Below are 26,070 nucleotides of genomic sequence, written 5' to 3'. Positions count from 1 at the left end.
GGTTGGGTGTTGCCCGTCATTGAGCGTGACGATGTTGTCGTCATCGGTGGTGATGATGACGGATCGATGAGAACAGCCCCGCTCGGTGTTTTGAGCGGGGCTGTGGTGGTCTCGGTGACGGGATCGTCGCCGCGGTGATGCCGTGGTGGTCTCGGTGATGGGAGTCTGGTTCAGTCTGAGGCTGTTTCGCTGATGGCGATGCGGGCAGCTTTCTCACCGACGATGGAATGACCGGCCGCGAACGCAGCCGTCAGCGCGTGCAAGGCGAGGTTGTTGACCGCTCGTGGGTGTCCGCGTGAGGCGTTGTGAATCAGGGTGACGGCATCCTCGGCGAACAGGGTGTCGGAGCGGCCGGCGATCTTGGTGTGATGGCTGATGTAGTCGGCGGTGTCAGCTGGACTCATGCCGGGCAGGGTGTAGCGCACGGCGATGCGCTGATCCAACGCGGCAAGGACACCGAGGCGTAGCCGGTGCCGCAGGGTGGGTTGGCCGACCAGCACCACCGCGAACGGTGACCCGGAGTCCATGTCATGGTTCGTGAGCAGCCGGATCGCTTCGAGCTGATGGTTGTCGAGCAGATGGGCTTCATCGACGACGAGCACGGGGTTGCGGCCGCGTTCGGCGTGTTCAGCGGCCAGGGCGTCCGCGGCCTGGGGTGCGAGGCGGGCGGTGTGAAAGACCGGGGTGTGTCCGAGTGCGGCCACGATGTGGGTGAGCATCCCGCGGACTCCGATGGTGGGGTTGGCCAGGTAGATGATGACGTGCCGGGCGGGGTCCAGGGCGGTCGCCGCGGCGCGGATGGCCACGGTTTTGCCGGCGCCGACTTCACCGGTGATGACCCCGATCGCGCACTGATTGACACACCAGCCGATGCGGGCGATCGCTTCACTGTGGCCGGGGTGGCGGTGCAGCATCGACGGAGCTAGATTCCGCCCGAACGGCATCCGGGAGAAACCCCAATGCGATTGCAGCCGTTCAATACTCATGCCGACACCCCATCTTCATGAGCAGCGTTGCTGGGGTCGAGGTCGGTGATGGAGAGCTGGCCAGGAATCTGAGCATGGTCGCCAGGGGCGTCGATAGTGCGGTCAGTGCGAGGGCCGTAGAGGGCGTGATAGCCGATACGTTCATCCTGGCGCAGCTGCTCATGATGGGCAGCGGCAGTCAACGCCAGATAGTCGATCCCCGTCACCGCCGGCGCAGGTCCTGAGTCAACGGTCTCGGGCCGGGCTTTCGGATGGGCATGGCGGGTGATGGTGTGAGCGATCGCGGCGCCGAAACTCTGATCCCGGTAGCGGACCTCGATCGTTTCCAGATCGAACGGGGAGAACACCAACTCCACCCGGCGCCCGGCCAGGGCCGGGTCGACCCGGTAGGTGTTGGCATGCAGCGAGACCGTGGCGGTTTTGGTCACCGTGCGGAACTCCGACCACAAGAACGCCTCAGTCAAATCCGCAGCAGTCGGCAACGCCGGCAGCCCGCCGAGCCGATCCCAGCCGTCCTCCCACCGAGCCAGCGGCGGCGCTTCGGTCTCGGAGTGGGTGCGGCGATGGTATTCGGTCTCGACCCAGGCCATGAACAGCCGGTTGAGCTCCAACAACGCCCCGCGGTGATCCACCCCGGCCGCGGCGAGGTCCTCGCTGCTGGTGTCGGTGACCTCGACGAGGAACTGTTCACGCACGGTGCGGAAGAACCGTTCGATCTTGCCGCGGCCCTGCGGGCGACCGGGCGCGGAATGCACCAGCCGGATCCCGAGTTTCGCGCACGCCCGCAGCAACCACGCATCGACGAACGCGGACCCGTTGTCGACATAGATCGAGGCGGGAACTCCGCGAGCAGCCAACGCCGGCTTCAACGCCGCCGCCAGGCGCACGGTGTCTTCGGCGAACCCGAAGCGGTGCCCGACCACCAACCGAGAATGGTCGTCGAGGAACGCGAAGAGGTAGGTTTTGCGGTCCCCGACCCGCGGGCCGTGCAGGGCATCGCCGACCCACAGTTCATTCGGGTCGGGGGCTTCGAACCGCCCGAACACCTCACCTGCCGCGCCGGTGGCCGGGCCCATCAGTTCGCTGCGGTGGAAGTGGCGCAGCAGGGTCGACTCTGAGGGTGCCCACCCGGTCGCGGTGCGCAGGATCCGGGCCACCTGGGCGGCGGTGCGGGCCGGGTTCTCCCGTTTCAGCGAGGAAGCCAGCTCCAACACCTGCTCATCGGTGCGGGTGGCCAACCGCCGCGGCTCAGGGACCAGTGCCTCGAAGCCGCCAGCCCGGTAACGGCGGATCCAGCGATCCAAGGTCGCCCGCGCCACCTGCACCTGACTGCCGAACGGGTCGATATGGCGCCGCTCGGCGATCTCGCGGACCAGCCTGCCCCGCTGCTTGGTCGACAACCCCGCCTCCAGTGCAGGGCAGATCAACTGATAGCGGAACAACCCGATCGCGTGGGCCCGCTCCCGACGCTTGTGCTCTTCCAATGACACCGCAGTGTCCTCCTCGCATGCTCGGCGGCCCTGCCCGAAACCGTTGCCGGGCAGGTTCCTTGGCGAGGATCACCGATCACGGCGCGTCGCGTCAGGGGCAACTGGTGTTGCGTGCACCCCACGTCATGCCGGTAACCAGTCCGGCGCCAACAGCCGCCCGCCGCTGACCGCCACCATCACCAAGTGCGGCGTCACCACGCCCAGCACCCCCGCCGGGCCGAACCGCTGACCGATCGCCGCAGCGGCGGTGATTATCGCGGCCACCAGATCACGCCAGCCGCAGCCGAACCCCTGCGGGACCGGCACGTCTATTCCGGTGCGCATCGCGACCTGGATGAACCACGCCCGCACTGACTCCACACGCCCGGCCACCCGGCGCAGCCATCCGCGCACCGTGGTCGCTGGCACCCTCAGATTCTCCGCGATTCGGCGATGCCCAAAGCCGTCGGCTCGCTGCACCAACGCATTCCAAATCGTCTGTGCGCCATACCCTCTACGCGCAAACATCATCACCGGCAGCAGCACATGCGTCACCAGACACGACCGGCAACGCCCCCGTCGCGGACGCACCGCGCCAGCTACGCCGCGGATGCGGCGGGGCCGGGCAAATCCCCAGCCGCCCAGCACACCGTCGTCGCAGGACGGGCACCCGATCTCGCCGGCAGCCAGCCGGGACTCGACGGAAACCAGATCAGCCTCTACCGTCACCATGAGTGCCTCCGTGCACTACAGCGCGGCACCCTGCGAGCCCGCCAAGACTTCAGCGGGGTGCCGCGCGACCCATCAGTACGTCCTCACCCTGACGGTGCACACCAACACCAGCAACCTCACGAGAATCCGGCGCCTCACATCAGCAACCTCAATGACGAATAACTACCCCGTGGTCGTCATGCTGAGAGACGGTCAACAGGTTGGGCCGCCACGCCGCTGGCAGCGATGCCAAAGCCTGGTGCAGGACGATGATGTGGTCGGAGGCGGTGTTGGAGCCGGCGTTACCGTTGCGCAGCAACCCGGCCAGGGCTTCGCCGCCGGCGATGTCGGGGCGGTCCAGAAACGCCAGCAGCGGGTGCAGCCCGAACGTTTTCTTCCAGGTCGGCGCAGCCCCGGCCTTGTTGTCGGAGTGATCGATCACCAGCGTGGCATCGATGTCGATATGCAGCCAGCCGCCGGTGGTGGGGGCGGCTCCGACAGCCCAGGCCGCTGCCCGCGCCGCGGCTCGGGCTGCGCGCACCCCGGGTAGATGCGCGGCATCGATCCGCTCATCGATCAGCCGCCACATGGTGGTCGTTGAGGCCTTGGCCCCCAGGACGTGCTCCCGGTCACCGCACAGCTGACCGACCGCGTCGATGCAGTCCGCGCCGTCGGCGACCGCGGCCGCCAGATCAGCGAACACCTCCCCAGGCGCATACACCCACGGGCCGCGGTAGGTGTCGGCCAACGCGGCCGTGACCTGCGCCGATAAGCCGGTCCGGTCGGCAAGCTCACGCAGCATGCCCATCCCGGCATGCGACACAACGCCATGGCCGTCGGCGGAAACTTTCACCGGCGATGCCGCCGCGATATTCTTCACCTGCGAAGTGCCTTCCCGTCAGGGTTTTTGAACCGTAGAGAAGTCCAATTATTCCTTGCAGGACAGGCACTTTCGCTTATCTACACACCCCCACAGTCAACATTCCACGAAAAATCCGGGCTAAGGGGCCGGGTGCCTTACGTGTCCAACACTTTCCGCTGTAATACGCGCTTCCGACCTCTCGCGAACGCAAATAGTTCGATGACTACGCTGAGAGACATTCCCAGCAATACACCACTTAATGCGCCAACCGTGCCGAATGAGTGCGCTCCGAATCCCACCACCGGCATACCAACAATTGACCCAATCAGGATCGCGGTCGCGACGATTCCGAGTTGCTCGAAGCTAGCCAGCACTGCACGTTCCAGGACTGCCTGAAAGAAGATCAGCGCCACGAGCGCTGACATAAGGACCACCACTCCTCCGGTCAACGCAATCTGGTTACTTCCCAGCCAACTTACGAGTGTTGGGGCCAGCGCCCAGGTGGCGAATCCAAGTGCAATCGAACAAGCGCCAGCGCTGAGGAGCGCCGCGTTTGCCCGCCGAATTCGACCCTCCTCCGGCCCCCTTGGTACCCAGCCCTGTAGCACCGTGACCGCTGGCCCCGACGTAAGGTAAATCTGTTGTTTTACCTTGTCCGCCAAAGCAAACGCAGGTTGAACAGCGGGTGCGACGACCGAAACTATGGCGATCGGTGCGGCGACGTACGTTACTGATCCCAAAGCGGAGAAGATACCGTGACGGTTCGAGTGAAGCAGGATTTTGAGCGAACGAGTCGGAACTGCAGCAGCACCGTCCCGCTTCGTCTCCCACATCACCCACATGCTTGAAAAAACAAATCCAGCCGCCATTCCTGCGAACATTCCCAGCGGTCCGGCGATCGCGCTGTGCCCCTGATACATCAGAAGCACTCCTAAAAGTGTGCCGGCCGCTCTCGGGAGTGTTTCTAGCGACAACATCGTGTATGGCCGCACGGATCCGACGAAGTACCAATTGGCGGTAAGCCCAATGCTGGTCGTGTACAACGCACCCACTGCTGCGAATGTCGGATCCGTAGACGCGAGCAGATACGCGACGGTCGCCGCAACAGCCGTGACTGGGACAAACAACGACGCTCGGGCCTTTATCGACTCGATGTACTCGATCCGCCTCTCGGTAGCGGAGTTCTGCGCGATTCTCGCGGGACCGAACCAGCCCCAACCGTAGCCAACAGCTACTCCACCAATGGTGCCGATCGCCTGTCCGAGCGCGACAGACCCCCACGCCGCTTGGCCGCTGGCAGCGATCATGGCCGGGATAGCGGCGAGAGAGGTCACGGCCAATACAACTACCGACAAACTAAACCCAACTAGTCGCCATATCCCTGATCGACCACGCACAAGGGACGACCGCAGCCGACCGGGCATAGCGATTGCCTCTCTTCGGCTCAATCTCGTGTTCACTTTGCTTGAACTGTCGTACAGTAACTGAGACGCGGCTCTCGGCGAATTTGCGGGCGCCATCCTGTTCTTCAAGTCCCATATTAGAGCGAGTTCGCTGACACCGGGAAACTCAGGTTCCGAGGGCGCTGTCGTAGACGCCGATCGCTGTGGAGGAGTCTGCCTCACGGTCGGCTTCTACGGAGAGCAGTGTGTCGATCGCGGTGTGTTTGATGCGGTAGCTGGCGCCTTTGAGGACGATGACGTCGGCGCGGTGCACGATCCGGTCGATCATCGCTGAGGCGATCGTGCCTTCTCCGACAACCTACCCCCACCTGGAGAACGGCAGGTTGGAGGACGATTAGGGATTCCTCGTCGCGGGTGGAGACCAGGTGGAAGAGAACAGGTTGGCCTCTTCGGTGTCGAACGGGACGTATCCGACTTCGTCGATCACGATCAGCCCGTAGCGAGAGATCTTGCGCAGTTCGGCGTCGAGGCGGTCGGTGCGATGCTGAGGTGAGCCCCCTGTAGTGGTCCAGTCGTTGTGGGACTCTGTTGCCCGAGTGTTCGGGCAGGAAGAATCACCAACGACATGGCATCGAACAAGCGCCGGCGGCATACGCCGGATCAGATCATCCGCAAGCTCGCCGAGGGCAACAAGCTGCTCGCGACCGGTCAGGAGCTGGCCGAGGTGTGCCGGCATCTGGAGATCACCGAGTCGACGTGGCATCGCTGGCTGGCGCAGTACGGCGGCATGAAGGCCAACGACGCCAAGCGCCTCAAAGAGCTCGAGGCCGAGAACGCCCGGCTCAAGAAGCTGGTCGCCAATCAGGCCCTCGACATCGACATGCTCAAGGAGATCGGGTCGGGAAACTTCTGACCCCGAACCGCAAACGCCGCGCAGCGACCATGCTGCGTGAGCGGTTCGGGGTGTCCGAGCGCCGCGCCTGCACCGTAGTCGGCCTGCACCGCTCCACAATGCGGCTGGCGCCGCCGCCGATGACTACCGAGGAGGCCGAGTTGCGGGCCTGGCTGCGCCGGTTCTCCACCGACCGGCCTCGCTGGGGATGGCGCCGCGCTGCCAAGATGGCGCGGCGGGCGGGCTGGAAGGCCAACAACAAGCGCATCCGCCGGCTCTGGCGCGAGGAGGGCCTGCGGGTCCCGCAGCGCCGCCGCAAGAAGCGGCTGACCGGTATCGGTGTAGCCGTGGGCGCGATGTCGCCGATCCGTCCGAACGTGATCTGGGCGATGGACTTTCAGTTCGACACCACCGCCGACGGCCGCACCCTCAAGATGCTCAACGTCATCGACGAATTCACCCGCGAAGCACTCGCCATCGAGGTCAACCGGGCCTTGCCCCCATGTAGTGGACACGGGATTTGTGGTTATGCGGCTTCGGGCAGCGTAGCCGGTGTCAGGTTCCTTTCGTAGGTCGCGGGGCTGGAATGACGGCAGTAGGAGTGCCGTCGTGTGGTGTTGTAGCGGGCCAGCCACCGAAAGACCTCACGGCGGCAGATCGCCGCGTCCGGCCAGCAGTTACGGTCTTGCAGAATCTCGCGCTTGAGGGCGGCGTTGAACGATTCGGCCAACGCGTTATCGGCACTTTGACCGGCTAATCCGGGCTCATGGACTCGCGGTGTTGGGCGGAATGGTTCATCGTCGGGGTGGTTTGGTGAGCTTGCGGATTTGTTCTTCGTGGCGTTTGACTCCTGCGGCGAGTGCTTCGACGGCGGTGCGCAGGTGTGCGACTTCGGTGGCCAGGCCGGTCAGGGTGCGGGCGTCGGTTTGTCGGGTGCGGTGTTCGTCGACGATGGCGCGGAGCTGGTGGTCGCGGTAGAGCGTCGCGCGGCTGATCTGGGCGTGTTCGGCCACGGTGGTGAAGGTGATGGGTTGGCCTGAGGTGGCGAGTTCGGCGCAGACGCGCTCGACTCGGAGCAGGGCGGGTTCATTCATGCGGATGCCGATCCGGTGATGAGTGCGTCGAGTCGGGAGACGAGGTTGTGGTGGCGCTCTGCTTCGTCGATCCATCCTCGTTTTTCTGCGTCTGCTGCCAGATCTTGGGCGTCGATGCGTTGGGCGGCGAGGACGGCCAGGTGGGTGGAGTCGGTGTGAAAGCTTGGGCAGTGTTCGCAGATGTTGGCGTAGGGGCAGGATCCTTGCGCGGGTGCGCGTAGGCAGTATCCGCCGGCGAGGCGGGATTTGATGGCCGGTGTGTCCTTCCATCCGGTGCCGGTGATGTCGGTGATGGGCAGCCCGACTGCGGTTTTCGGCAGCGCTCCGATATGGCTCTTCGCCAGATCCAGGGCGCGTTCGTATTCGGTGCGTACGGTGTGGTCGAAGAGGTGGGCGTAGCGCAGGCTCATCTGGGTGGAGACGTGGCCGAGTAATGCCATGAGTGCTTGCAGGGAGACTCCGGCGTTGATCAGCGCGGTGGCGTAGGTGTGTCGCAGTTGGTGCGGTGTGATGTGTCCCAGGCTGGCGGCCTGTGCTGCCCGGTTCAATTCTTCACGTACTGCGTTCTGGGAGAGTCGTTTTCCGTGGTGGGTGAACAGGAAGTCGGCTGGGGCTCCGGTGCGGGGGTGGATCATCGGTCGGCCCGATGAGCGGGTTGTGGTGATCCGGTCCACGAGGGTGAGGACCTCGTCGTCGACGGGGATCATGCGTTCGGAGTTGAGCTTGCCGAGGGGAACTTTGAGCCAGGATCCTTGGCCGGGGATCTCGTGGATGCAGTCGAGTTCGAGGTCGAGCAGTTCACCGATGCGCAGTCCGCATGCTCGCTGCACCAGCAGTGCGTCAGCGGCCAGTCGGTAGGGTGATTTTGCCAGTGCGGCAGTGAGTTTGCGGTCGGAGTCGACGGGCAGGTATCGGGGCAGGCAGCGGGGTGGCCGTGGCAGGTCGGTGCGGAAGATCAGGCGCCGCGGTGGCGCGTCGTCCCATCCCCATTCGGTGATCTCGGCTAGGAAGTTTCCCACCGCGTGGATGCGTCTGATCCGGTCTGCGACGGTGATCGGCTCACCGGTGACGCTGTTGGTGGCTGTGGTCAGCGAGGTGATGAACGGTTCGATGTGCCTGCGGCGGTCCAGTTGGTTCAGGGAGGTCAAGCTGGGGTCGGCGGCGGCGAGGTACCGGCCGAAATGGGCCAATCGGGTGGCCAGGGAACTGACCGTTTTGGGCACGCAGGTGGCGTATTTGCGGTTCAGGTAGGCCACGAACGCCGGTCGCAGCGCGACAGGAACGTCGACCATCCGCTGCTCGAGGGTCAACGCAGTGACCGCCGGCCGTGCCTGTGTATCAAGAATGCCGAGGTGGAACAGAATCTGGCGGGCACTGTGGGTGGTGCTGCGATAGTGCTTGGCGCCGCGTCCGGTACGTTCTTGGCGAACATGGCAGGCGTGCAGCAACTCCTGCAGGTCGCTTTCCCGCAGGCCGGTCAAGGGGCGGCCGGTCTGGATCAGCAGCCGGGCGATGATCTGCGAGCCGATGGCCGAGGCGACCCGTTCGGTGAAACCCAGTTCCAGTGCTGCGCTGATGAACTGATCGAGGTCGGGTTGCAGGCAACTGTCGGTCAGCTCATGCCACAGACTCGACAGCTTGCGGTGAACGAGGTAGTCGTAGCCCGGTTGCAACCGTCGGCTGACCATCAAGAAGGTGACGAATGGGCGTGTCGAGCAGTTCGCCGCCAGCTGCTCATCGAGTGGGATGTCGGCCCATGACTGGACTCGGGGCCAGCGCCGCAGGAACGATCGGGCGGCCTGGGCGTAGGCGGTGTTGCCGCGGTCCCGGCGTTGTAGGTGCACCAGGTAGGCGGCGTAGATCTGCGCCGGTGTTTCAGGTGTGGGAGCGTAATCGTGTTCGGGCAGCATCGTATTCCGCCTTGACATGGGTGGGTGCCAGATGGATGTAGCGGGCTGTGGTGTCGATGTGGGCGTGTCCGAGCAGTGCCTGCATCACCGCTAGATCCACACCGGCCTCGGCCATCGCGGTGCCGAAGGTATGACGTAACGCATGCGGGTGACCGGCGAGCACTCCGGACTTGATCCGGTGATACCGGAAGATGGTGCGCAGTCCGGCCGCGGTCAACGGCTGACCCCGGTGGGGGCCTTTGGCGACCAGGAAAAGGCGGTTGCTGTCCGATTCGGGTCGCTCGACGAGAAGATACGTTTGGATCAGCCCTGCGACCTCCACATCGAGGGGCACGCGGCGTTCCTTGGCGCCTTTGCCCATCACCTTCACCCAGCGGGCTCCGATATCGACGTCAGTCACGTCGAGGGTGAGCAGTTCCCCGGATCTCAACCCGGACAACAACATCAGCCCGGCCAGCGCTCGGTCACGCCAGGTTCGCAGGCTCGATAACAGCTCGGCGGTCTCGCGGCGATTCAAAGCCCGCGGAAGCCGCCGCGGTTCACGCAGGCGCAGCGCCGATCGGCGTTTCGGCCTCACCAGATGTCCGAGCAGGCCGTTGCGTTCCTCGGCGCTGACCCGCCGCGCTTCGCGGCCGCTGGGGATTGGGGTACGCAGTCCGGGGTCACGCAGCTCCCGGAAGGTGAACAGCCCCGTCAACGCGGCAAGCCGGTGATTGATGGTGGTCGACGAGTAACGGTCGAGACGCGTGCCGGTCATCGACACCACGTTGGTGGGGCGTCCCGCGATCGGAGTCTGCCTGCAGTGCCGCATGAAGTCGAGCACGGTCTCGGTGGTCACTGAACTCAACTCGACGTCGACGCTGCCGAGCCACCGGCAGAATGCCAACAGGTCATAGCCGTAGGCCCGCAGCGTGCGAGGAGAGTAATTCCGGTCGGCCAGATACCTGAGGTATTCGTTGACCAACGCATACTTCCCGCAACCCGGACCGGACAACACCCAGGCGACATCGGTGCCTGCTTGCAGACGCAGCTGATGCTGAATCGTCATGAGACAAGTGCAACCCCGCCGGCCCCCACCGGTCAAGCATTTTCCTTGCTGGCGTGTCGTTTACATGCCAGTACCGTCCCCGATTAGCCGGTCAACAGGCATGACCCCACCGCACCCATCGACTGGACGACCCCCAGATCGCGGCAGAGATTCGCGAAATCCCGTGAGGTGTACTGACTTCCATGATCTGCATGGAATATTGCACCAGCCAGTGAACCCCGCAGTGCAGCAGCGGCTTTGAGCGCATCGATGACCAGTTCGGTGCGCATGTGATCGGCGATCGCCCACCCGGCGACCCGCCGTGAACAGCAGTCGATCACGGTGGCCAGGTACAGGTTGGCGCCGGTCGCCAATGGCAAGTAGGTGATGTCGCCGACGTAACGGGTGTTGACCTGCGCGGCGGTGAAATCCCGTTTGAGCAGGTCGGGGACCTTCTGGTTCGCCGGGTCCGCCACGGTCGTCTTGACCCGACGTCGGCGTCGATAACCGGCGATCCCGGCGCCGCGCATCACCCGAGCCACCCGCTTGTGGTTGACCCGCTGCCCCTCGGGCGCACCGTCGTTGAGCTCGGCGGTGATCCGCGGCGCCCCGTAGGTGTTGTCCTCGTCGTGGACGGCGCGGATACGCTCGGCCAGCGCCTCGTCAGCAGCCCGACGGGCCGCTCGTCCGTCAGCACCGGCCAACCACGCGTAGAACGACGAACGCGCAACCTCGACGACTGCGCAGAGCCACTTCACCTCGAAGGCGTGCAGGTGGTCGGCGACAAACTGAAAGCGGCTCACCAGTTCGTCTCCCCGGCGAAATATTTGGCCGCCGACCGCAAGATGTCACGCTCGGTGGACAACCGCGCCTCGGTGGCGCGTAACGCCTTGACCTCACTGCGGAGGCGGGCCAGCTCCTGCTCAGGGCTCTCGGCCCCTGGCACAGGCTCGGCCACTACGACACCGCGGCGGTGCCGAATCGGCACCCCGGCCGACTTGCACCACGCCGAGAGCGTGGCCTCGCTGACACCGAGCTCGGCAGCGATCTGGGCGATCGTCGCGCCCTCGGTGTCCCGGTAGAGCGCGACCGCGTCACGCTTGAACTCATCGGGGTAATTTTTCCTTGCCATCGGGTTGGATCATCTCGCTTCCCCCAGCACATTCCTGGGATTGAGCGTGTCCAACACACGGGGTCAAGTCCCACCGATCCATCGACGCCGACGGTGTGGTCGCCGTGCTCGATCGGCTGGCGTTCGTCCATGGGGCACCCCAGTACGTGCGCTTCGACAACGGGCCGGAGTTCGTCGCACATGCGGTAAGTGATTGGTGTCGATTCAACGGTGCCGGTTCACTTTTCATTGATCCCGGATCGCCGTGGCAGAACGCCTTCATCGAATCGTTCAACGGCCGACTGCGCGACGAACTGCTCAACTCGTGGCGATTCGACTCCCTGCTGGAGGCCCGCGTGATCATCGAGGACTGGCGCCGCGACTACAACGCCAACCGGCCCCACACCGCCCACGGCGAACTCACCCCCACCGAGTTTGCCCTACAGTGGTCGGCGACCCACCAACCGAAAGTCGCATAACGACTGGACCACCAAACGGGTCCCCCTCAATGCGCTTCTGCTAGCCGGGTGACCCAGCCGGCGGCCGTTGCGAACGCGACCCGGTGCCCGACGTGAGCGGCAGCGATCGCCCGCGCGGTCGCCAGATGGGTCTTATCGTGCCTGGTGGCCCGACCAGCACGATGTTGCGGGCTTCAGCCAGCCAGCCCCCGGCCTCGAAGCGGGAGATCTGAGCGCGGTCGACTGCTGGTTGAGCGGTGAAATCGAAACGGTGACCGTCTTGATCGCCGGGAATCCGGCATATCGGATACGTTGGCGGGCACCAGATTCAGCGCGGGCACTGGACTCCACAGCCAACACCGCCCCGAGGTAGTCCTCCAACGACCGGCCCGGCCCGGCCCTGCTCGGCCAGCCGCTGGTAGTGCGCCGCGATCCGGGGCGGCTTCAACAGCCGGGCCTGGTGGGCGATCAGCTTGTCGGCCTCACCAGGAGCCGGCGCCGTGCGTTTGGTGGTGGGCATCAGGCCCGCTACCCGGTACCGAAGACCGCGTCTTAAGCGCTCAGGTCGGCCACCTCAACATCGTTTGATGCTCGGCCGCCAACCGGTCCCCGCAGTGCACGGTGATCGGATCCAACCCGGAGTGCACGGTGACCATCCGTCCGATCATCTCCGGATGCACCGAGTAGGCTCTGCCGCAGGTGAGGTAGTAGTCCCGGCCCAACCGGGTCGTCACTGTCGTGCCGACCGCCGGGGCCACCGGCGGCAACACCGCCATCGCGGCCCGATCCACCACCAACGCCTGCGCGGGGACCTCCCGAGTCCCGGCATGGCGCCGCTGGTTGGCCCGGGTGCTCAGCCATTCAGACCTGGGTGTTGAAGTCCGCTGCCGAAACAAAGACCCGGCCGGGCAGAAACGAGGTCTCCAGGTACTGGTTGGCGCGTTCCACCAGCCCTTTGGTTTCGGGGTCATAGGGCCGGGCCCCGAATCAACCGGGTACACTGAGCCCCCACAGAACCCGGCCACGCCCTGGGCGAGGCGGCCGCGTTACTGATCCCGGCCTCGTTGTCCACATCAAAGTGCGCAGCTACGGCACTGACCGACGTATTCCGTTTACCAGTGCAGGCGCGACTGTCCGCATGTATGTCGGGGTGATGTGAGAGCTGATGTCAGCGTAGACGATGACGTCACCGACAACTGACGGGCAGTTGTCAACAGTGCAGTAGTACGGTGTTAGGTCAATTACCGGGATCGGCGGGTCAAGCCGGTTCGCGGCAATCACTTGCGGATCCTCGGGTGTCGCCCGCGCTCTAGGGGTTCCGCACTCGCCAGATCTGTCCTCGCCGAAGTTGATCCGCGTCAGGCATGCGATCGACTGCTCGCTCGCTTTTGGGTTGTCCGCGATAACGACTATGCGGCTACCTGCATCAAGTACAGGTTTCCAAGCCGGGAGGTAGTCGGCGGCGTTTCCCGTGCGAGTCGACGTTGTAAGCACCAGGTCGAATCTCGCCTGCGCGAGTTGCTCTTCGATGGCGGGCATCGCTGCGCATTGATCGATGGGTGGGCTTTTCCACACGCATCCCTGTCCGAAGAACGTGGTCAGATGCCACTTCTGACTCTCTAGGTAGGGCGCAATGCCGTGAAGAACTCTTCCTGCATGCGAATCACCCACCAGTGCGATGCGGACGGCATCCGGACCTTCGTAGCCGTACTTGCACGACATCAGAGGATCTTTCAAACGGGTGAAACAGTACGGGCCGCCCGTTTCGGTGGCGAAATTCTCAATACTCGGTTGCAAAGGCTTCTCGGGATTTCGCAGGACACAGGTGTCGTTGATGAGGGCTGGCGCCCCGTAGCAGGGCTCATTGCCGGGTACGACCGATAGCGCCGGAGTATCGCCGCTACCAGCGCTTGCGGGTCCGGTGTCGAGCGGCGGCGCCAAGTCGACGACTACTGCTGAGTCGATCTCTTGCTTCTGCGCAGACAATTTATCGGTCTGCTCTATATAGAGAATCGAGGTCACAATTGTGGCAACAGTGAGGACGCCGATAAAAGACCATCCTGCCAAGCCGAACTGTCGCTTCCGTCGCTGCCCGAGACCGGACTTGTCAGCGAGCCACTGCGATTTGCGAATGGGATCTTCGTAATAGTGGTACGTCAGGGCCGTCAAGCCGAGAGCGAGGCCCAGCACCAAAAGGTAAAACAGCAACCCCTCGGACACCAGAGCGGGCAAGAGGATGATGACGGGCCAATGCCACAGGTAGAGGGTGTAGCTTGTGTCTCCAAACCACCGGGCTACCGGGTTCGTCAGAACCGGCACGCCGTGAACTCTCGCCCCGTAGAAGGACACAATGACAACTGCCGTCGATAGGACAGGAAGCGCCGCCCATGGAGCGGGAAACAGGGACTCGGAGTCGATCAGAAGCAGTGAGGCGAGAATCCCTATAAGTCCGAAGTACGCGAGCGCAGGCCGCACTGCATCGGGGATGCGCACCAGCCACGGGCCGGCGATGGCTACCAAAGCTCCGACTCCGAGTTCCCACACACGGGTGAAAGTCGAGAAGTATGCAGCGTTAGGGTTACTCTCCGTCAAGTACATGGCCCAGCTGAACGAGCCCGCCACGACGAGTGACATCGCACCAAATAGTCCCCAATGGCGAGCCCATAGGTGTCCGCGCCGGTAGACCTTGCGGGTCACGAGGAAAATACCAGCCAGCAACCAAGGCCATACGAAGTAGAACTGCTCCTCAATAGATAACGACCAATAATGCTGAAGGGGCGACGGTGGCAGATCTTGCTGGAAGTAGTCAGCCCCCACCTGCTCGAATCGGATGTTCGAAGCGAACACGGCCGCCCACAATGCATCGACCAGACTTTCCTTCGCGCGCGAGCCGGCAGAAGGAAATACGCACTGACTACGGTCACAACTAGGACAAGTAACGCTGACGGCAATATGCGTCTCGCGCGACGCACGTAGAAGTTCGTAAACGACACGGTGCCGTCAGTGGAGCGCTCTCTGAGCAGTAGCCCTGTGATGAAGAATCCAGACAACACGAAGAACACGTCGACACCGACAAACCCCCCTGTCGGCCACCCGAATAAGTGGTCGGCAAACACCGCAAGTACGGCGACCGCGCGCATACCCTGCAGGTCGGGACGCTTCGCCATCTCGAAGACAAGGCGGCGTCGCGTTCTGTGTGATCGCAATCCGGTAGTCATTGACCCCCCAGCGACTCGATAGCAAGACACACCATACTTTTGCAAAGGCTACAAGGGGGATCGAACGATGCTTCGAGGTCGATCATGGCCGAGTCATACCGGATCACAGGTCGGCACGACAGAGCTTCGGCCGTTCCAGTCAACGGAGAGCGACGTGGACCTCGACCCGTCATCGCAGCTTTCGCGTGCCAGCGAACGACGCATCGAGCCCCTTCAGAGACGGTGCTGCCTTGATTTTCGCCGCAGATTCCATACGCGAAATAGACGCCCAGCATATGAGTACTGGCAGCCACAGGTGACGCTGCTCGAGGAGTGGAGACACCATCGCGTACGCAAAGATCGCGGCCATCACGCTAGCCTCGCCGCCATATTTCCTTCGAGCCATCGACCGAATCACGACTACCAAGACGACGAAGAAGAGAGCTCCGTACGCGATTCCGAGAATAACGCCGCCCTGATACCAGGCTCGCAGGACAGAATTGTGGACAGTGGTAACCCCGTTATAGGAGCCGCGCGCCTTCGCGCTTAAGCCCTCACCAAAGACCGGGTCCTCCATAATTCGGTTCCAAGCAAAATCGAAGGTCAGCGTCCGGGCGTTCCAAGATCCCGCTTCGGTCGGGCTCGTCACCTGGTCGTAGCGCTCCGCTAGGGAGGGAAGATGCTGCCCTACGCCGGTCGCTGCAAAAACAACCGCTAGCAGGACTACAAAAGTAACACCCCATCCGAGCATCCTGCCCAAGTGTTCCCTTTCGCAGAAAACCAAGACCAACAGACCTATCGCAAGCCCCATCACCGCCGAAGTAAGGCTGCCCGACGCGACCAGACTCAGAAGATTGGCAGCCAAGGCGACCAGTACGAGGATTCTGAATCGTCTAGATGTGAACAGAATTCGGAGGGAAACTAGCACGGCGATACATGACATCAGCCCAAGGGTGGTCGGATGCTCGGCCAACCCGGCGGCGCGACCATAGACCGCACCGTAGATCGTTCCAGGAACCTCAATGGTCTGACCCAATAACTGCAGTACTGCAACAAGAGCCGATAGAGTCTGACCGGCGAGAAAAGCGACACTCACACGCTTGGCGAAATATTCGTCGTCAGATGCGTTCCGAGTCAGCGCGAAAGGAGCAAGACCGATCAACGCCAAAATCTGTACGGCGACGAACACATTGTCTGAGACGGTGACCTGATCGGTCGCTGTCAGCGCTGAGATCAGCGTCGCATACCCAGCGAACACCCACACTGCAGGATAAAGAGGCTTCCCTACTCGCATCAGAAGGATGGATAAACAGATCGACCCGAATATGGTTAAGAACCAAATGGTTCGTAGCGCCGACGGCAAAGCGTTATTCAACGGAACTGCAAACCCGACGACTGACCATACCGTCGTCATGAGTGGCCAGCCGAGGACCGCATGCTGTCGCGACGCGTAACTCGGTTGCGTATCTATCTGCTGTCGAATCGACATAGTTTAGGTCTTAATCCGAGGATTCTCGCCGACGCCTTCGCCCGACCGCCTGACCGACCTCCTGGGCGGGCGCGCCTACACCAGAGGCGGTTTCCGCCACTCCCAGAGCCAGGGGTCCCGACGACGCAGGCCGGTGGTTTGAGCGTTCGTCAGCCTCGGTGCCGTAGTAGCTGTAATCGTAACTGTAGGCCGCACTTCCGCGCGTCGGCATCATTGTGAACACCGATCCAAGCATCGGAGCGCCGACGCTGGCCAAGTGCTCGACCGCATGTGATAGTTGCTCGCGCTTAGTCTGTCCGAACCTCGCAATGACCAGCACACCGTCGGAGGCTGCCCCAAGAACCGCAGCATCGGTGACTGCAAGAAGCGGTGTCGAATCGATGACGACGTAGTCGAATCGTGTTCGCAACTCGTTAATCAGTTTGCGCGCCGACTGAGAGCCCAACAATTCGCTCGGGTTCGGGGGTGTGGCCCCCGACGTGAGAACCGTCAGTCCGGGAAAACGCGTCCTCTGCAACGCGTCGTCCAAGTCGGCCGCGCCACTGAGAACTGTGCTGAAGCCAACCGGTCCAATCAAGTCAAGATACTTATGTAAGGTAGGTCGGCGCATGTCACCATCCACGAGCACAACATTGTGATCCGCTTCAGCTAACGCAAGGGCAATGTTTATCGATGTAGTCGACTTACCCTCACTGGGCATTGAACTCGTGACGATGATCACCCGAGGGGGACTATCGACCGCTAGGAACTGCAAGTTCGTTCTGAGTTTCCGGAAAGCTTCCGCAATGCCCGAGTTGTCTGTCTCGAACGAGATCGCCGGTTGTTTCCGCCGATCCTTGTCCAACGGAATAGTTCCCACTATTCCAGCACCTGTGATTTGCTCTAGCGTGTCCCGGTCCTTCACAGTGTTGTCGAGAATATCGCGCAAAACTGCGAGCCCTATACCTAGAGCAAGACCTAAGGCAAGCCCGATTGCGACGTTGCGTGCTGTCTTCGGTACCACAGGTGAACTTGGGATCGACGCGCGCTGTTCTACCACAACGCGAGCATCGGGCCTTGCGCCATCTTCTGGTGTTTCCAATTCGCGTACCATGTTGACGAATTCATCAGACAGAGTATTTGCGATATCGCGAGCAGTCACCGGCGATTTGTCTAGCACATTGACGTTTATCAGGACCGTATCCGGTTTAGCATTCGCAACAACTTTTTGCCTGAGCTCTTCTGCGCTCGTATTCAAACCCAGCTTGTCTATCGTGCGCTGAGCCAAAGTTTGGCCCATGAGCAATTCCGTGTACGAGACGACACGCTCTTGCGAAAATCGGTTGCCCTGGTAGGCATCTGACAGCGAAGAACCAGCCGTCGTCGAAACAAACAGCCTCGTCGAGGCCTGATACAACGGGGTGGTGAGCAGGGAGATGACTACTGCGAGAAGAACCGCCGCTACCGTCGTTACGGCCACGGTCAACCACCGAGACCGCAACAGTTTCACGAAATCCTGCAAGTTCATCGCGATTTCCTAACTTGTGAAGGTCCCGGCCTCTGCCGATCACTGCACGCAATCCGGACTATCAAAGCATTTCTTGGTGTCGATCACGGTCTGCCCATCTCAATTCGAGCAGCGAGTAACCGATTACCCCGGGCATGCCGGCACCATCACCTGCGGGACGACTGTCTCAACCAAGGGTTGACTCGGCGCACGCGGTACACCCGGCACTGTTGGCTCGGAGAGTTGAAACATAATGTTGGCCGTTTGCCCTGCCGTGATAATTACCTGGACCTCGAACACGGGGCGCCCGCGTTCGGTGTAGTGAATGGCCGGCACACGCTCGCCGTTGAGAATCACACCCGAAAGCTCCGCTCCTTTGGTTCCGAAAAGGCGCACCGACGTAACATTCGTGCCTGGCGGAACGGTAAAGCCCAAATCTGGAGAGAGGCCTTCGGCGCCTACCACGTAGTCAGGCAATCCTGCCGCCGGAACTGCGTTGGTCAACTTGACGGTAACCGTCGACGCACGTGTGTCGCCGTTGCAACCGTCGGCGACATACTCGATTTGCGTATCCAAGTAATAGTCCAACTTGTTCCCCGCAAGGTTGTTTATCACCACCTGCGCGTAGGGCGCTGAGTCGTCAGGGATAATATGGGCAATCGGTGTTGCTTCCAACAAAGCTTGATCTTCTGGGAGGCTGCTCCAAACGGCGATGCGACGTTCGCTTACAGCCCTTCCCAGCGCATCGAGTAGCAGTCGCGGAGACTTGACCTGTCCTGTCATCTTTGTCACTACCGCATTTGCGATGTCCTGCAGGTATTGCTTGCGTGCCGCTTGATCCGTCTCAAGGGGAAAACGACTGTAGGCAGTTGATTCTGTGAGTTCAACGACGTTCTCCCTGGAGATGACCTCCCCATCGGGCATCGTCACGGGGCCTACGGCACCGAGAATGTAACTCAGCGCTACGGGGTCGATGGCGATGACCCCGTCGACTTTCATACCAGTTTGTTCGAGCCACATTCCTTGCCATATCTCCGCGGCATAAGGGAAATGCGGACTGATGTTGCTATTTCGAAAATCGAAAAATGGCTGCTGAAACCCATACTGCTGGTCAAATTCAAAGCCGAGGTCAACGGGAGCGACTGCACCCTTCAAATCGGTGTTAGAAGCGAGTGAGTCGACTGTCGGCACGCCGTTGTCGAAACGCAATATGCCGTATCCGCCCAACAATCCACCGGTACCGCGGGCTTCAGCATTGGTCTGAAAGGCCATGAAATAGGTCCGAGGTCCGTCTGCACCCATCATGGATGGTGCCAGCCGCGCCGCCAAAGCAGTGTTCTCGATCACCGAGGTGACGTCGGATATCTGATTCTGCAAATGCCTACGCGCGTCATTCAGGAGCGACACATAGCGAGGATCCGTGATGGCGGCGGCCTCGCCATTCAAACGCGTTGCGTTCTTGGCCAGTTCGCCGAGTTCCGCTTCCTGGCTGCGGAGCAACTCGACATCCACGCGACCGTCCCGATAGAGACGATCAGGGGCGATGGTCAGACCGACATCGGCCGCCGGCCGCAAAACGTCCGACGCCAAACCAAGCACAACTTCGGTGACCTGCTGACCGGTCTTGAACGGGCTACCTACCCAAGGCAGCGCCGACACCATGTTCCACGCGATGGAGTGTGTCGCATCCCGGGCATCGCGCGCGCTGACCAACGCCTCGTCCGCAGACTGTGACGCTGCCTCGGTATTCCCATCCAGCAGAGCTTCTTTGGCTTCTTGAGCGTGAGTTCGAGCCGCCTCGAGGTTGGACTTGGCCTGAAAGGCTCCGACCGCTATCCAGATTCCCAGTCCGAGGATGGCGAACAGCACCACAGCGGCTCCGAGTACGAAGCCGCGACCACGCATGAACGTCGGCAATCGCCCATGCTCATCGTCGTATTGCGCTCCGGTGTCCTCGCCGTCATCGGCGTAAGAATCGTCGTTGGACCGGCGTCGCGGGAAGAGTCGCAATCGGTGCTTCCTATACATAGCAGAAGCCTGCACGCCACCAATGGTGACGTGCAGGCTTCAGTGCTTGAACTGAATGGGGATGTTCAGCTTCGGACTTAGCAGGTGCCTGTCGTGATGCCGCCATACGCACCGGCCACGATCGAGGTTGAACGACCGGCGAAGCAAGCCGACATTTCTACCTCACCGTAACGAGCCAGCTGGGCATTGAGCTGGTCGATGCGGCGCTGGTAGAAGGGCGCGAAGATCGACTGGGGGCGAGCCTCAAGCAGCGACTGGTAGTTCAGGATGGTGTAGCGCGTCCAGTAGGTGGACGTCCTGGTCACCGCACCGGTGAACTGGACAACAAAGACTCCGAACAGGCCGGCAGGCTGCTCGGCCAGCTGGCCAATGGCCGGAGCGGCCGGAAGCTCAACTGCCGGAGCAGCATTCGCAGCGACCGGTGCTACGGCGGCCGTGGCGGCGATGGCAGCAGCGGCGGCCGTCACCTTGAATTTGGTCGCGATGGCATTCATGTTTTCTCCCCCAGAAGGTTCGTAAGCCCTTGTTTGTTGCTGGAAGCATCCCAGACGCCACCTGGGGTGTCAACCGAAACGCAGGATCCGAGAGCTGCCGTCGCAATCTTGTAAAACTCGTTAACCTGCAGGTCATTTTCCCCAGCAAACTGTACGCGCTCGCCGCCGCAGCCCGGTGGGAGGGGCCGCTAGGCGGGTTTGCGGCAGCTTTCCGCAGCACCGCGCGTTTCTTTCATCTTCAACTAAGTCACTCGACGAAGTTGGCGTGGCGATTCTCACCACTTCGCGTGCAATTCGAGCAACGTCACTGTCGGCGGCCCTACCGCCATCGACGCAGGTGGAAAAATTTTCTGAGATTCGCCATCCGGTGATGGCAGTGTCGTCGACGGGACCGGGAACTCTAAGGGAGTCGTAAGACCCACCCGCGACACCGCAAAGCCGCGCCGTTAGCATCAGGTCTCATGACGAGCGTGACTGAGCCCGAGGCCTCCCACGAGATCGACATCCACACGACCGCCGGGAAGCTGGCCGATCTGCGCAAACGCGCCGAAGAAGCCCTCCACCCCGTCGGCGAGGCCGCAGTGGAGAAGGTCCACGCCAAAGGCAAGCTGACCGCACGCGAACGCATCCTCGCGCTGCTCGACGAGGGCTCCTTCGTCGAGCTCGACGCGCTGGCCAAGCACCGCTCCAAGAACTTCGGGCTGGAGAAGAACCGTCCCACCGGCGACGGTGTGGTCACCGGCTACGGCACCATCGACGGCCGCGACGTCTGCGTCTTCAGCCAGGACGCCACCGTGTTCGGCGGCAGCCTCGGCGAGGTCTACGGCGAGAAGATCGTCAAGGTCCAGGACCTCGCCATCAAGACCGGCCGCCCCCTGATCGGCATCAACGACGGCGCCGGCGCCCGCATCCAGGAAGGTGTCGTCTCCCTCGGCCTCTACAGCCGCATCTTCCACAACAACATCAAGGCCTCCGGCGTCATCCCCCAGATCTCGCTCATCATGGGCGCCGCGGCCGGTGGACACGTTTACTCCCCCGCCCTGACCGACTTCGTCATCATGGTCGACCAGACCAGCCAGATGTTCATTACGGGCCCGGACGTGATCAAGACCGTCACCGGTGAAGACGTCACGATGGAAGAACTCGGCGGCGCCCACACCCACATGTCGAAGTCGGGCACAGTGCACTACGTCGCCTCCGGCGAGCAGGACGCGCTGGACTACGTCCGCGACCTGCTGTCCTATCTGCCGCCGAACAATTACGCCGAGCCGCCGCGCTACCCCGCACCGATCTCCGGCCCGATCGAAGACAGCCTCACCGACGAAGACCTCGAGCTCGACACGCTGATCCCGGACTCCCCCAATCAGCCCTACGACATGCACGAGGTCATCAACCGGATCCTCGACGACGACGAATTCCTTGAAGTGCAAGCCGGATACGCCGGCAACATCGTCATCGGCTTCGGCCGCGTCGACGGCCGCCCGGTCGGCATCGTGGCCAATCAGCCCACCCAGTTCGCCGGCTGCCTCGACATCAACGCCTCCGAGAAGGCCGCCCGGTTCATCCGGACCTGCGACTGCTACAACATCCCGATCGTGCTGCTCGTCGACGTTCCCGGCTTCCTGCCCGGCACCGACCAGGAGTACAACGGCATCATCCGTCGCGGTGCCAAGCTGCTCTACGCCTACGGCGAGGCCACCGTCGCGAAAATCACTGTCATCACCCGCAAGTCCTACGGCGGCGCCTACTGCGTGATGGGGTCCAAGGACATGGGCGCCGACGTCGTCGTCGCGTGGCCGACCGCCCAGATCGCCGTGATGGGCGCCTCCGGCGCTGTCGGGTTCGTCTACCGCCAGCAGATCAAGGAAGCCGCCGCCAACGGGGAAGACGTTGACGCACTGCGCCTGAAGCTGCAGCAGGAGTACGAGGACACCCTCGTCAACCCCTACATCGCTGCCGAACGCGGATACGTCGACGCCGTCATCCCGCCGTCGCACACCCGCGGCTACGTCGCGACCGCGCTGAAGCTGTTGGAGCGCAAGGTCGTTCAGACCCCGCCGAAGAAGCACGGCAACATTCCGCTCTGATCCCCGCTACGGACAAGGACTTTCGGTCATGAACCATGACGCCGACATCGTCGAGGTCTCCGATCCGCGGGACATGACGATCGACGACCCGCCCGCCCCCGACCCCCACTTCCAGGTGCTCACGGGAGATCCCTCCGCCGAGGAAATCGCCGCGCTGGTCGCGGTGCTCGCCAGCGCCGGCGGAGGAGCCGCGGCGGACCCCGGACCTCAGGAACTCAACCTCTGGGGCCACCCGGTCGACAAACTGCGCTACGACACCACCAGCTGGCAACGCACCACCCTGTGGGAACGCATGCACATGCGGCGCTGATGACGCGCTTCGTGCTGGGTTCTGCCTCTCAGGGTCGGCTCGGAGTGCTCCGGCAGGCTGGTATCGACCCGGAGGTCGTCGTCTCCGATGTCGACGAGGACGCGCTGCTCGCGTCGCTGGACCCGGACCTGCCGCCCGAAGCTGTGGTGGCCAAGCTCGCGAACGCGAAGGCGCTCAGCGTCGCCGCTGCACTCCCTCAGGAGCTGTTGGCCGATTGCGTTGTGCTGGGCTGCGATTCGATGCTGTATCTCGACGGTCAGCTCAGCGGTAAACCCGGTTCCGCGGAAGCGGCCCGGCGGCAATGGGAGTCGATGGCGGGCACGACCGGCCACCTTCTCACCGGCCATGCGCTGTTACGCCTGCGCAACGGCGTCATCACCCATACCGAGGGCGACACCGGCAGCACCGCAGTGCATTTCGGGACGCCCTCGGAGGACGAGCTGACGCGCTATGTCGACAGCGGCGAGCCGCTCCACGTGGCGGGCGCGTTCACCCTGGACGGGCTCGGCGGTTGGTTCATAGACCGCATCGACGGCGACCCGTCGAACGTCATCGGGGTCAGCCTGCCGCTGGTTCAGCGACTGATCAGCCGAACCGGTCTCTCGATCTCGGAGTTCTGGACGCGCTGATTAGCAGCCCGACTGCCGCCGCTTGAGGGCGAAAGTGACCGTTTGCGGCTTGGCACCGACCTTGACGGTCGACTCCGCGCGCGGCGACTGACCGCACACCACCCAGTTGGTGTAGTTGTAGACGACCTGGTTGTGCACCATGTCGTAGATGTTGAAGCGGATCGGTGCCGAACCGGCAGCGCCCTCGACACTGTTGACGGCCCTCTCCAGCACTTCACCGCGCAACGCGGGCATCGTCCACGTCGACGTCTGAGCCCCCGCCGCCGGCGCTGCCACCAGGACGCCCGTCAGCAGCATGCCGAACGATGCCGTACCGGCCGCGATCTTCTTGAACCCCTTGCGCTCCATGGCAAGTACCCTAGCGTCGGCTGTGGGTCTCCTGCCAGCCGTAAGATCACGATTTACTAAGGGCGCGCCCCGGACTGCCCGTTACGCGCCGCAGTGCTCCGCGCCGGGACGCTCCACCAGCAGCGTGATCTTCTTGGTCTTCTGCGACAGCGCGGCACCCGCCTTGGGCGACTCTCCGCACACCACCCAGTTCTCCAGGTTGTAGACGGGCGCGTGGTTCGGTGCGACCACGTTGAACGTCAGCGGCATATTCTCGACGTCGGCCTCGACCTCCTGCTCGGCCGCGAACAGCACCTTGCCTTTGAGGTCCGGCATCACCCACATCGCGTCCGGCTCCTTGTACTGGATCAGGGCGTCGTCGGCGTGGGCCCACGCCGGTCCCGCGGTTCCGAGCGCACCGCCGAGCAGCGCGCACGCCGCTGCCGTTGCTGAAACAAGCTTCGTCTGCACAGTAAGCCCCTTGCCTAGGTAAGAATCCGCCCACCGGAGATCGGCTCGGCTTGTGAAGAGTGGCCGTACCGGACCGAGCCGCGTCGCTCGAAGTCTGTCGGTGTCCTGGTAACTGTAAGCCCAGGTCAGGTGATCGACATGCTTCCCCAGCGAACTATCAGGAGACCGGCAGCCCCCGGGCAGGAGCGCTCGCGCGTCTGTCCGCCGACTTCAACACCGCGACCACGGGTGACCTGAACCACGTAAGTGTTGCCATCCCGCGCCGACCGGGGTAAACAGCGAAGAACTAACGTGTCATGCTATTTGACGGTCGGGGGGACTCATTCATGGTTACACGTGTAGATCAATGGCGGGAAGCATCGGCGCGTCGACGCCGACGTGCAGAACGAGCAAATCATCGGCTCGACGTTCAGGGCCTGCGGGCGGTCGCCGTTCTCGGCGTGTTCGCCCACTTTCTCACCGGGTGGCCGCGAGGCGGATTCGTCGGCATCGACATCTTCTTCGTCATCGCCGGCTTCTTCGTGACTGAGAGTTTGCTGCGAACCGCCGCGGACACCGGCTCCCCGTCCCTGCGCGCCTTTTACGCCGGGCGGCTCCGCCGGATCGTTCCCGCGGCGACCGTGGTGCTCGTCCTGACCCTCGCCGCGGCGGCACTCGCGACACCGGAACGACTCTCGGCCACCGCAGTGGACGCCCTGTTCGCGTTCTTCTTTGTCGCCAACTGGCATTTCGCCGCGAGCGGCGCCGATGCGGCGAGCGCGGCCGATTCCGCGTCACCGCTGCTGCACTACTGGCCGCTCGCGGTCGAGGAGCAGTTCTTCATCGTGTGGCCCGTGCTGATCCTCGGCATCACCGCGATCGCGGTCCGCAAGGCGTGGACCGACGAGCGTTGGCGCGCGCGCCTCGCGGTGGCCGTCGGCGTCGTCGTGGTCGCGTCCCTGGCCTGGGCCGCTGTCCAGACGGCCTCGTCACCGTCGTGGGCCTACTTGGACACGTTCGCTCGCGTCTGGGAACTCGGCGTCGGCGCACTCCTGGCCCTCGCCGTCGGCACGCTGTCCCGCATCCCCGACCCGATCAGACCGATCCTGTCCTGGACCGGGCTGACCCTGATCGGCGCCGCATTCGTCCTCATCGACGGCAGCGCCGGCTTCCCCGTGCCGTGGGCGCTGCTGCCCGTTTCCGGTGCCGCCCTGGTGATCGCCGCGGGGGTCGGCCGCGAACCCGAACTGCAGGGCTTCCTGCGCAACCGCGCCAGCACCTACCTCGGTGACATCTCGTTCGCGCTGTACCTCGTGCACTGGCCCGTCATCGTGCTGCTGGCCGCGGTCATGCAGCACAGCGTCTTCTACTACGCGAGCGTCGTGACGCTGGCGTTCGGGTTAGCGCTGGCGGTGCACCACTTCGTCGAGAACCCCGCACGCGACGCAAGCCTGCAAGGCCTCCGGCAGGCCCGCGACGACCGCAGGCACGGCCTCCATCACACCGCGCTGTCCACGAAAATCGCCGGCGTCGGCGCGCTGATCCTGATCACGGTCAGCGTCATCAGCTACGCGATGAGCCCCGAGGCCATCGACAGCCCGGCACCGATCGCTCCGACCGCCCCGAGCCCGTAACCGGACCCCGGTAGGC

General features: G+C 63.1%; 19 protein-coding genes and 8 pseudogenes. 6 read left to right on the top strand and 21 right to left on the bottom strand.

The genetic code is table 11. The features are described 5' to 3' along the window. Window positions 1-170: 170 nt before the first annotated feature. The 6 genes and pseudogenes from DYE23_RS07210 to DYE23_RS31730 all read right to left on the bottom strand — a co-directional run. Window positions 171-986, bottom strand: a complete 816-nt coding sequence (locus DYE23_RS07210; RefSeq protein WP_016343888.1) for an ExeA family protein — start codon at window positions 984-986, stop codon at window positions 171-173. After that, entirely contained in the window at window positions 983-2,476 is a 1,494-nt protein-coding gene (locus tag DYE23_RS07205; RefSeq protein ID WP_115326490.1) for a DDE-type integrase/transposase/recombinase, read from the bottom strand. Before DYE23_RS07205 ends, DYE23_RS07210 begins: the two co-directional genes overlap by 4 nt. A 123-nt stretch (window positions 2,477-2,599) precedes the next feature. Then, a complete protein-coding gene (locus tag DYE23_RS07200) occupies window positions 2,600-3,187 on the bottom strand; it encodes a helix-turn-helix domain-containing protein (RefSeq protein ID WP_115326491.1) in 588 nt (195 codons plus the stop codon). Window positions 3,188-3,341: 154 nt separating this feature from the next. After that, window positions 3,342-4,046: pseudogene (locus DYE23_RS07195) on the bottom strand (transposase); the annotation flags it as partial. A 137-nt stretch (window positions 4,047-4,183) separates the two neighbouring features. Next, a complete protein-coding gene (locus DYE23_RS07190) occupies window positions 4,184-5,362 on the bottom strand; it encodes a polysaccharide biosynthesis protein (protein ID WP_115326870.1) in 1,179 nt (392 codons plus the stop codon). Window positions 5,363-5,597: 235 nt separating this feature from the next. After that, window positions 5,598-5,774: pseudogene (locus tag DYE23_RS31730) on the bottom strand (ATP-binding protein); the annotation flags it as partial. 282 nt (window positions 5,775-6,056) lie between these two features. On the opposite strand from DYE23_RS31730, the pseudogene DYE23_RS07180 reads away from it, so the two are divergent. Next, window positions 6,057-6,886, top strand: a pseudogene (locus DYE23_RS07180) (IS3 family transposase); the annotation flags it as partial. Here the strand turns inward: DYE23_RS07180 and DYE23_RS07175 are convergent. The 5 genes and pseudogenes from DYE23_RS07175 to DYE23_RS31290 all read right to left on the bottom strand — a co-directional run. Next, window positions 6,850-7,083, bottom strand: a pseudogene (locus DYE23_RS07175) (integrase core domain-containing protein); the annotation flags it as partial. The pseudogenes DYE23_RS07180 and DYE23_RS07175 sit on opposite strands and share 37 nt — an antisense overlap. A 34-nt stretch (window positions 7,084-7,117) precedes the next feature. Further along, window positions 7,118-7,417, bottom strand: coding sequence for a DUF6262 family protein (locus tag DYE23_RS07170; protein WP_115326493.1), 300 nt, complete (start codon window positions 7,415-7,417; stop codon window positions 7,118-7,120). Next, window positions 7,414-9,345 (bottom strand): tyrosine-type recombinase/integrase, encoded by a 1,932-nt coding sequence (locus DYE23_RS07165; protein WP_235660318.1) that lies wholly within the window; start codon window positions 9,343-9,345, stop codon window positions 7,414-7,416. The genes DYE23_RS07170 and DYE23_RS07165 overlap by 4 nt, the downstream gene beginning before the upstream one ends. Further along, the gene (locus tag DYE23_RS07160; RefSeq protein ID WP_011895481.1) at window positions 9,293-10,375 is read right to left on the bottom strand and encodes a tyrosine-type recombinase/integrase; all 1,083 of its coding nucleotides are present in this window, start codon (window positions 10,373-10,375) and stop codon (window positions 9,293-9,295) included. Before DYE23_RS07160 ends, DYE23_RS07165 begins: the two co-directional genes overlap by 53 nt. Window positions 10,376-10,476: 101 nt before the next feature. Beyond that, window positions 10,477-11,486 (bottom strand): annotated as a pseudogene (locus DYE23_RS31290) (IS3 family transposase); the annotation flags it as partial. A 62-nt stretch (window positions 11,487-11,548) separates the two neighbouring features. Here DYE23_RS31290 and DYE23_RS07145 point away from each other — a divergent pair. Next, window positions 11,549-11,944 (top strand): annotated as a pseudogene (locus tag DYE23_RS07145) (integrase core domain-containing protein); the annotation flags it as partial. Between the two features lie 29 nt (window positions 11,945-11,973). On the opposite strand, the pseudogene DYE23_RS07140 reads toward DYE23_RS07145, so the two are convergent. The 8 genes and pseudogenes from DYE23_RS07140 to DYE23_RS07110 all read right to left on the bottom strand — a co-directional run. Further along, a pseudogene (locus DYE23_RS07140) lies at window positions 11,974-12,443 on the bottom strand (ATP-binding protein); the annotation flags it as partial. Window positions 12,444-12,501: 58 nt separating this feature from the next. Further along, window positions 12,502-12,992, bottom strand: a pseudogene (locus DYE23_RS31285) (Mu transposase domain-containing protein); the annotation flags it as partial. 17 nt (window positions 12,993-13,009) lie between these two features. After that, a complete protein-coding gene (locus tag DYE23_RS31725; RefSeq protein ID WP_276051712.1) occupies window positions 13,010-14,713 on the bottom strand; it encodes an acyltransferase family protein in 1,704 nt (567 codons plus the stop codon). Further along, on the bottom strand, window positions 14,617-15,063 hold the full coding sequence (locus DYE23_RS32005; RefSeq protein ID WP_276051713.1) for an acyltransferase family protein: 447 nt from the start codon (window positions 15,061-15,063) through the stop codon (window positions 14,617-14,619). Before DYE23_RS32005 ends, DYE23_RS31725 begins: the two co-directional genes overlap by 97 nt. Before the next feature lie 247 nt (window positions 15,064-15,310). Then, window positions 15,311-16,534 carry an O-antigen ligase family protein gene (locus tag DYE23_RS07125; RefSeq protein ID WP_172527721.1) on the bottom strand — a complete coding sequence of 408 codons (1,224 nt, stop codon included), beginning with the start codon at window positions 16,532-16,534 and terminating at the stop codon, window positions 15,311-15,313. A gap of 85 nt (window positions 16,535-16,619) precedes the next feature. Next, window positions 16,620-18,116, bottom strand: coding sequence for a tyrosine-protein kinase domain-containing protein (locus DYE23_RS07120; RefSeq protein ID WP_115326865.1), 1,497 nt, complete (start codon window positions 18,114-18,116; stop codon window positions 16,620-16,622). 123 nt (window positions 18,117-18,239) lie between these two features. Then, window positions 18,240-20,000 (bottom strand): DUF4012 domain-containing protein, encoded by a 1,761-nt coding sequence (locus DYE23_RS07115; protein ID WP_115328886.1) that lies wholly within the window; start codon window positions 19,998-20,000, stop codon window positions 18,240-18,242. 200 nt (window positions 20,001-20,200) lie between these two features. Beyond that, complete coding sequence (locus tag DYE23_RS07110; RefSeq protein WP_115326864.1) at window positions 20,201-20,617, bottom strand: hypothetical protein; 417 nt, start codon at window positions 20,615-20,617, stop codon at window positions 20,201-20,203. A 461-nt stretch (window positions 20,618-21,078) separates the two neighbouring features. Here DYE23_RS07110 and DYE23_RS07105 point away from each other — a divergent pair, with 461 nt between their 5' ends. From DYE23_RS07105 to DYE23_RS07095, 3 genes are read left to right on the top strand one after another with little or no spacing between them, the layout of a single operon-like run. Further along, window positions 21,079-22,704, top strand: coding sequence for an acyl-CoA carboxylase subunit beta (locus DYE23_RS07105; RefSeq protein ID WP_115326863.1), 1,626 nt, complete (start codon window positions 21,079-21,081; stop codon window positions 22,702-22,704). A gap of 28 nt (window positions 22,705-22,732) precedes the next feature. Then, window positions 22,733-23,014, top strand: a complete 282-nt coding sequence (locus tag DYE23_RS07100) for an acyl-CoA carboxylase epsilon subunit (RefSeq protein WP_115326862.1) — start codon at window positions 22,733-22,735, stop codon at window positions 23,012-23,014. Then, window positions 23,011-23,643, top strand: a complete 633-nt coding sequence (locus DYE23_RS07095) for a Maf family protein (RefSeq protein WP_172527892.1) — start codon at window positions 23,011-23,013, stop codon at window positions 23,641-23,643. The genes DYE23_RS07100 and DYE23_RS07095 overlap by 4 nt, the downstream gene beginning before the upstream one ends. Here the strand turns inward: DYE23_RS07095 and DYE23_RS07090 are convergent, their stop codons facing one another. Together DYE23_RS07090 and DYE23_RS07085 are read right to left on the bottom strand one after the other, a co-directional pair. Then, window positions 23,644-23,991 (bottom strand): hypothetical protein, encoded by a 348-nt coding sequence (locus DYE23_RS07090; RefSeq protein WP_115326860.1) that lies wholly within the window; start codon window positions 23,989-23,991, stop codon window positions 23,644-23,646. Between the two features lie 81 nt (window positions 23,992-24,072). Beyond that, on the bottom strand, window positions 24,073-24,441 hold the full coding sequence (locus DYE23_RS07085; RefSeq protein ID WP_115326859.1) for a hypothetical protein: 369 nt from the start codon (window positions 24,439-24,441) through the stop codon (window positions 24,073-24,075). A 296-nt stretch (window positions 24,442-24,737) separates the two neighbouring features. Here DYE23_RS07085 and DYE23_RS07080 point away from each other — a divergent pair, with 296 nt between their 5' ends. After that, a complete protein-coding gene (locus tag DYE23_RS07080) occupies window positions 24,738-26,054 on the top strand; it encodes an acyltransferase family protein (protein WP_337442309.1) in 1,317 nt (438 codons plus the stop codon). Window positions 26,055-26,070 lie beyond the last annotated feature (16 nt).

This window comes from Mycolicibacterium gilvum, from assembly GCF_900454025.1.
GTDB lineage: Bacteria > Actinomycetota > Actinomycetes > Mycobacteriales > Mycobacteriaceae > Mycobacterium > Mycobacterium gilvum.
The sequence above is the reverse complement of the archived record's forward strand: the minus strand, read 5'-3'. Positions and strand labels throughout refer to the sequence as shown.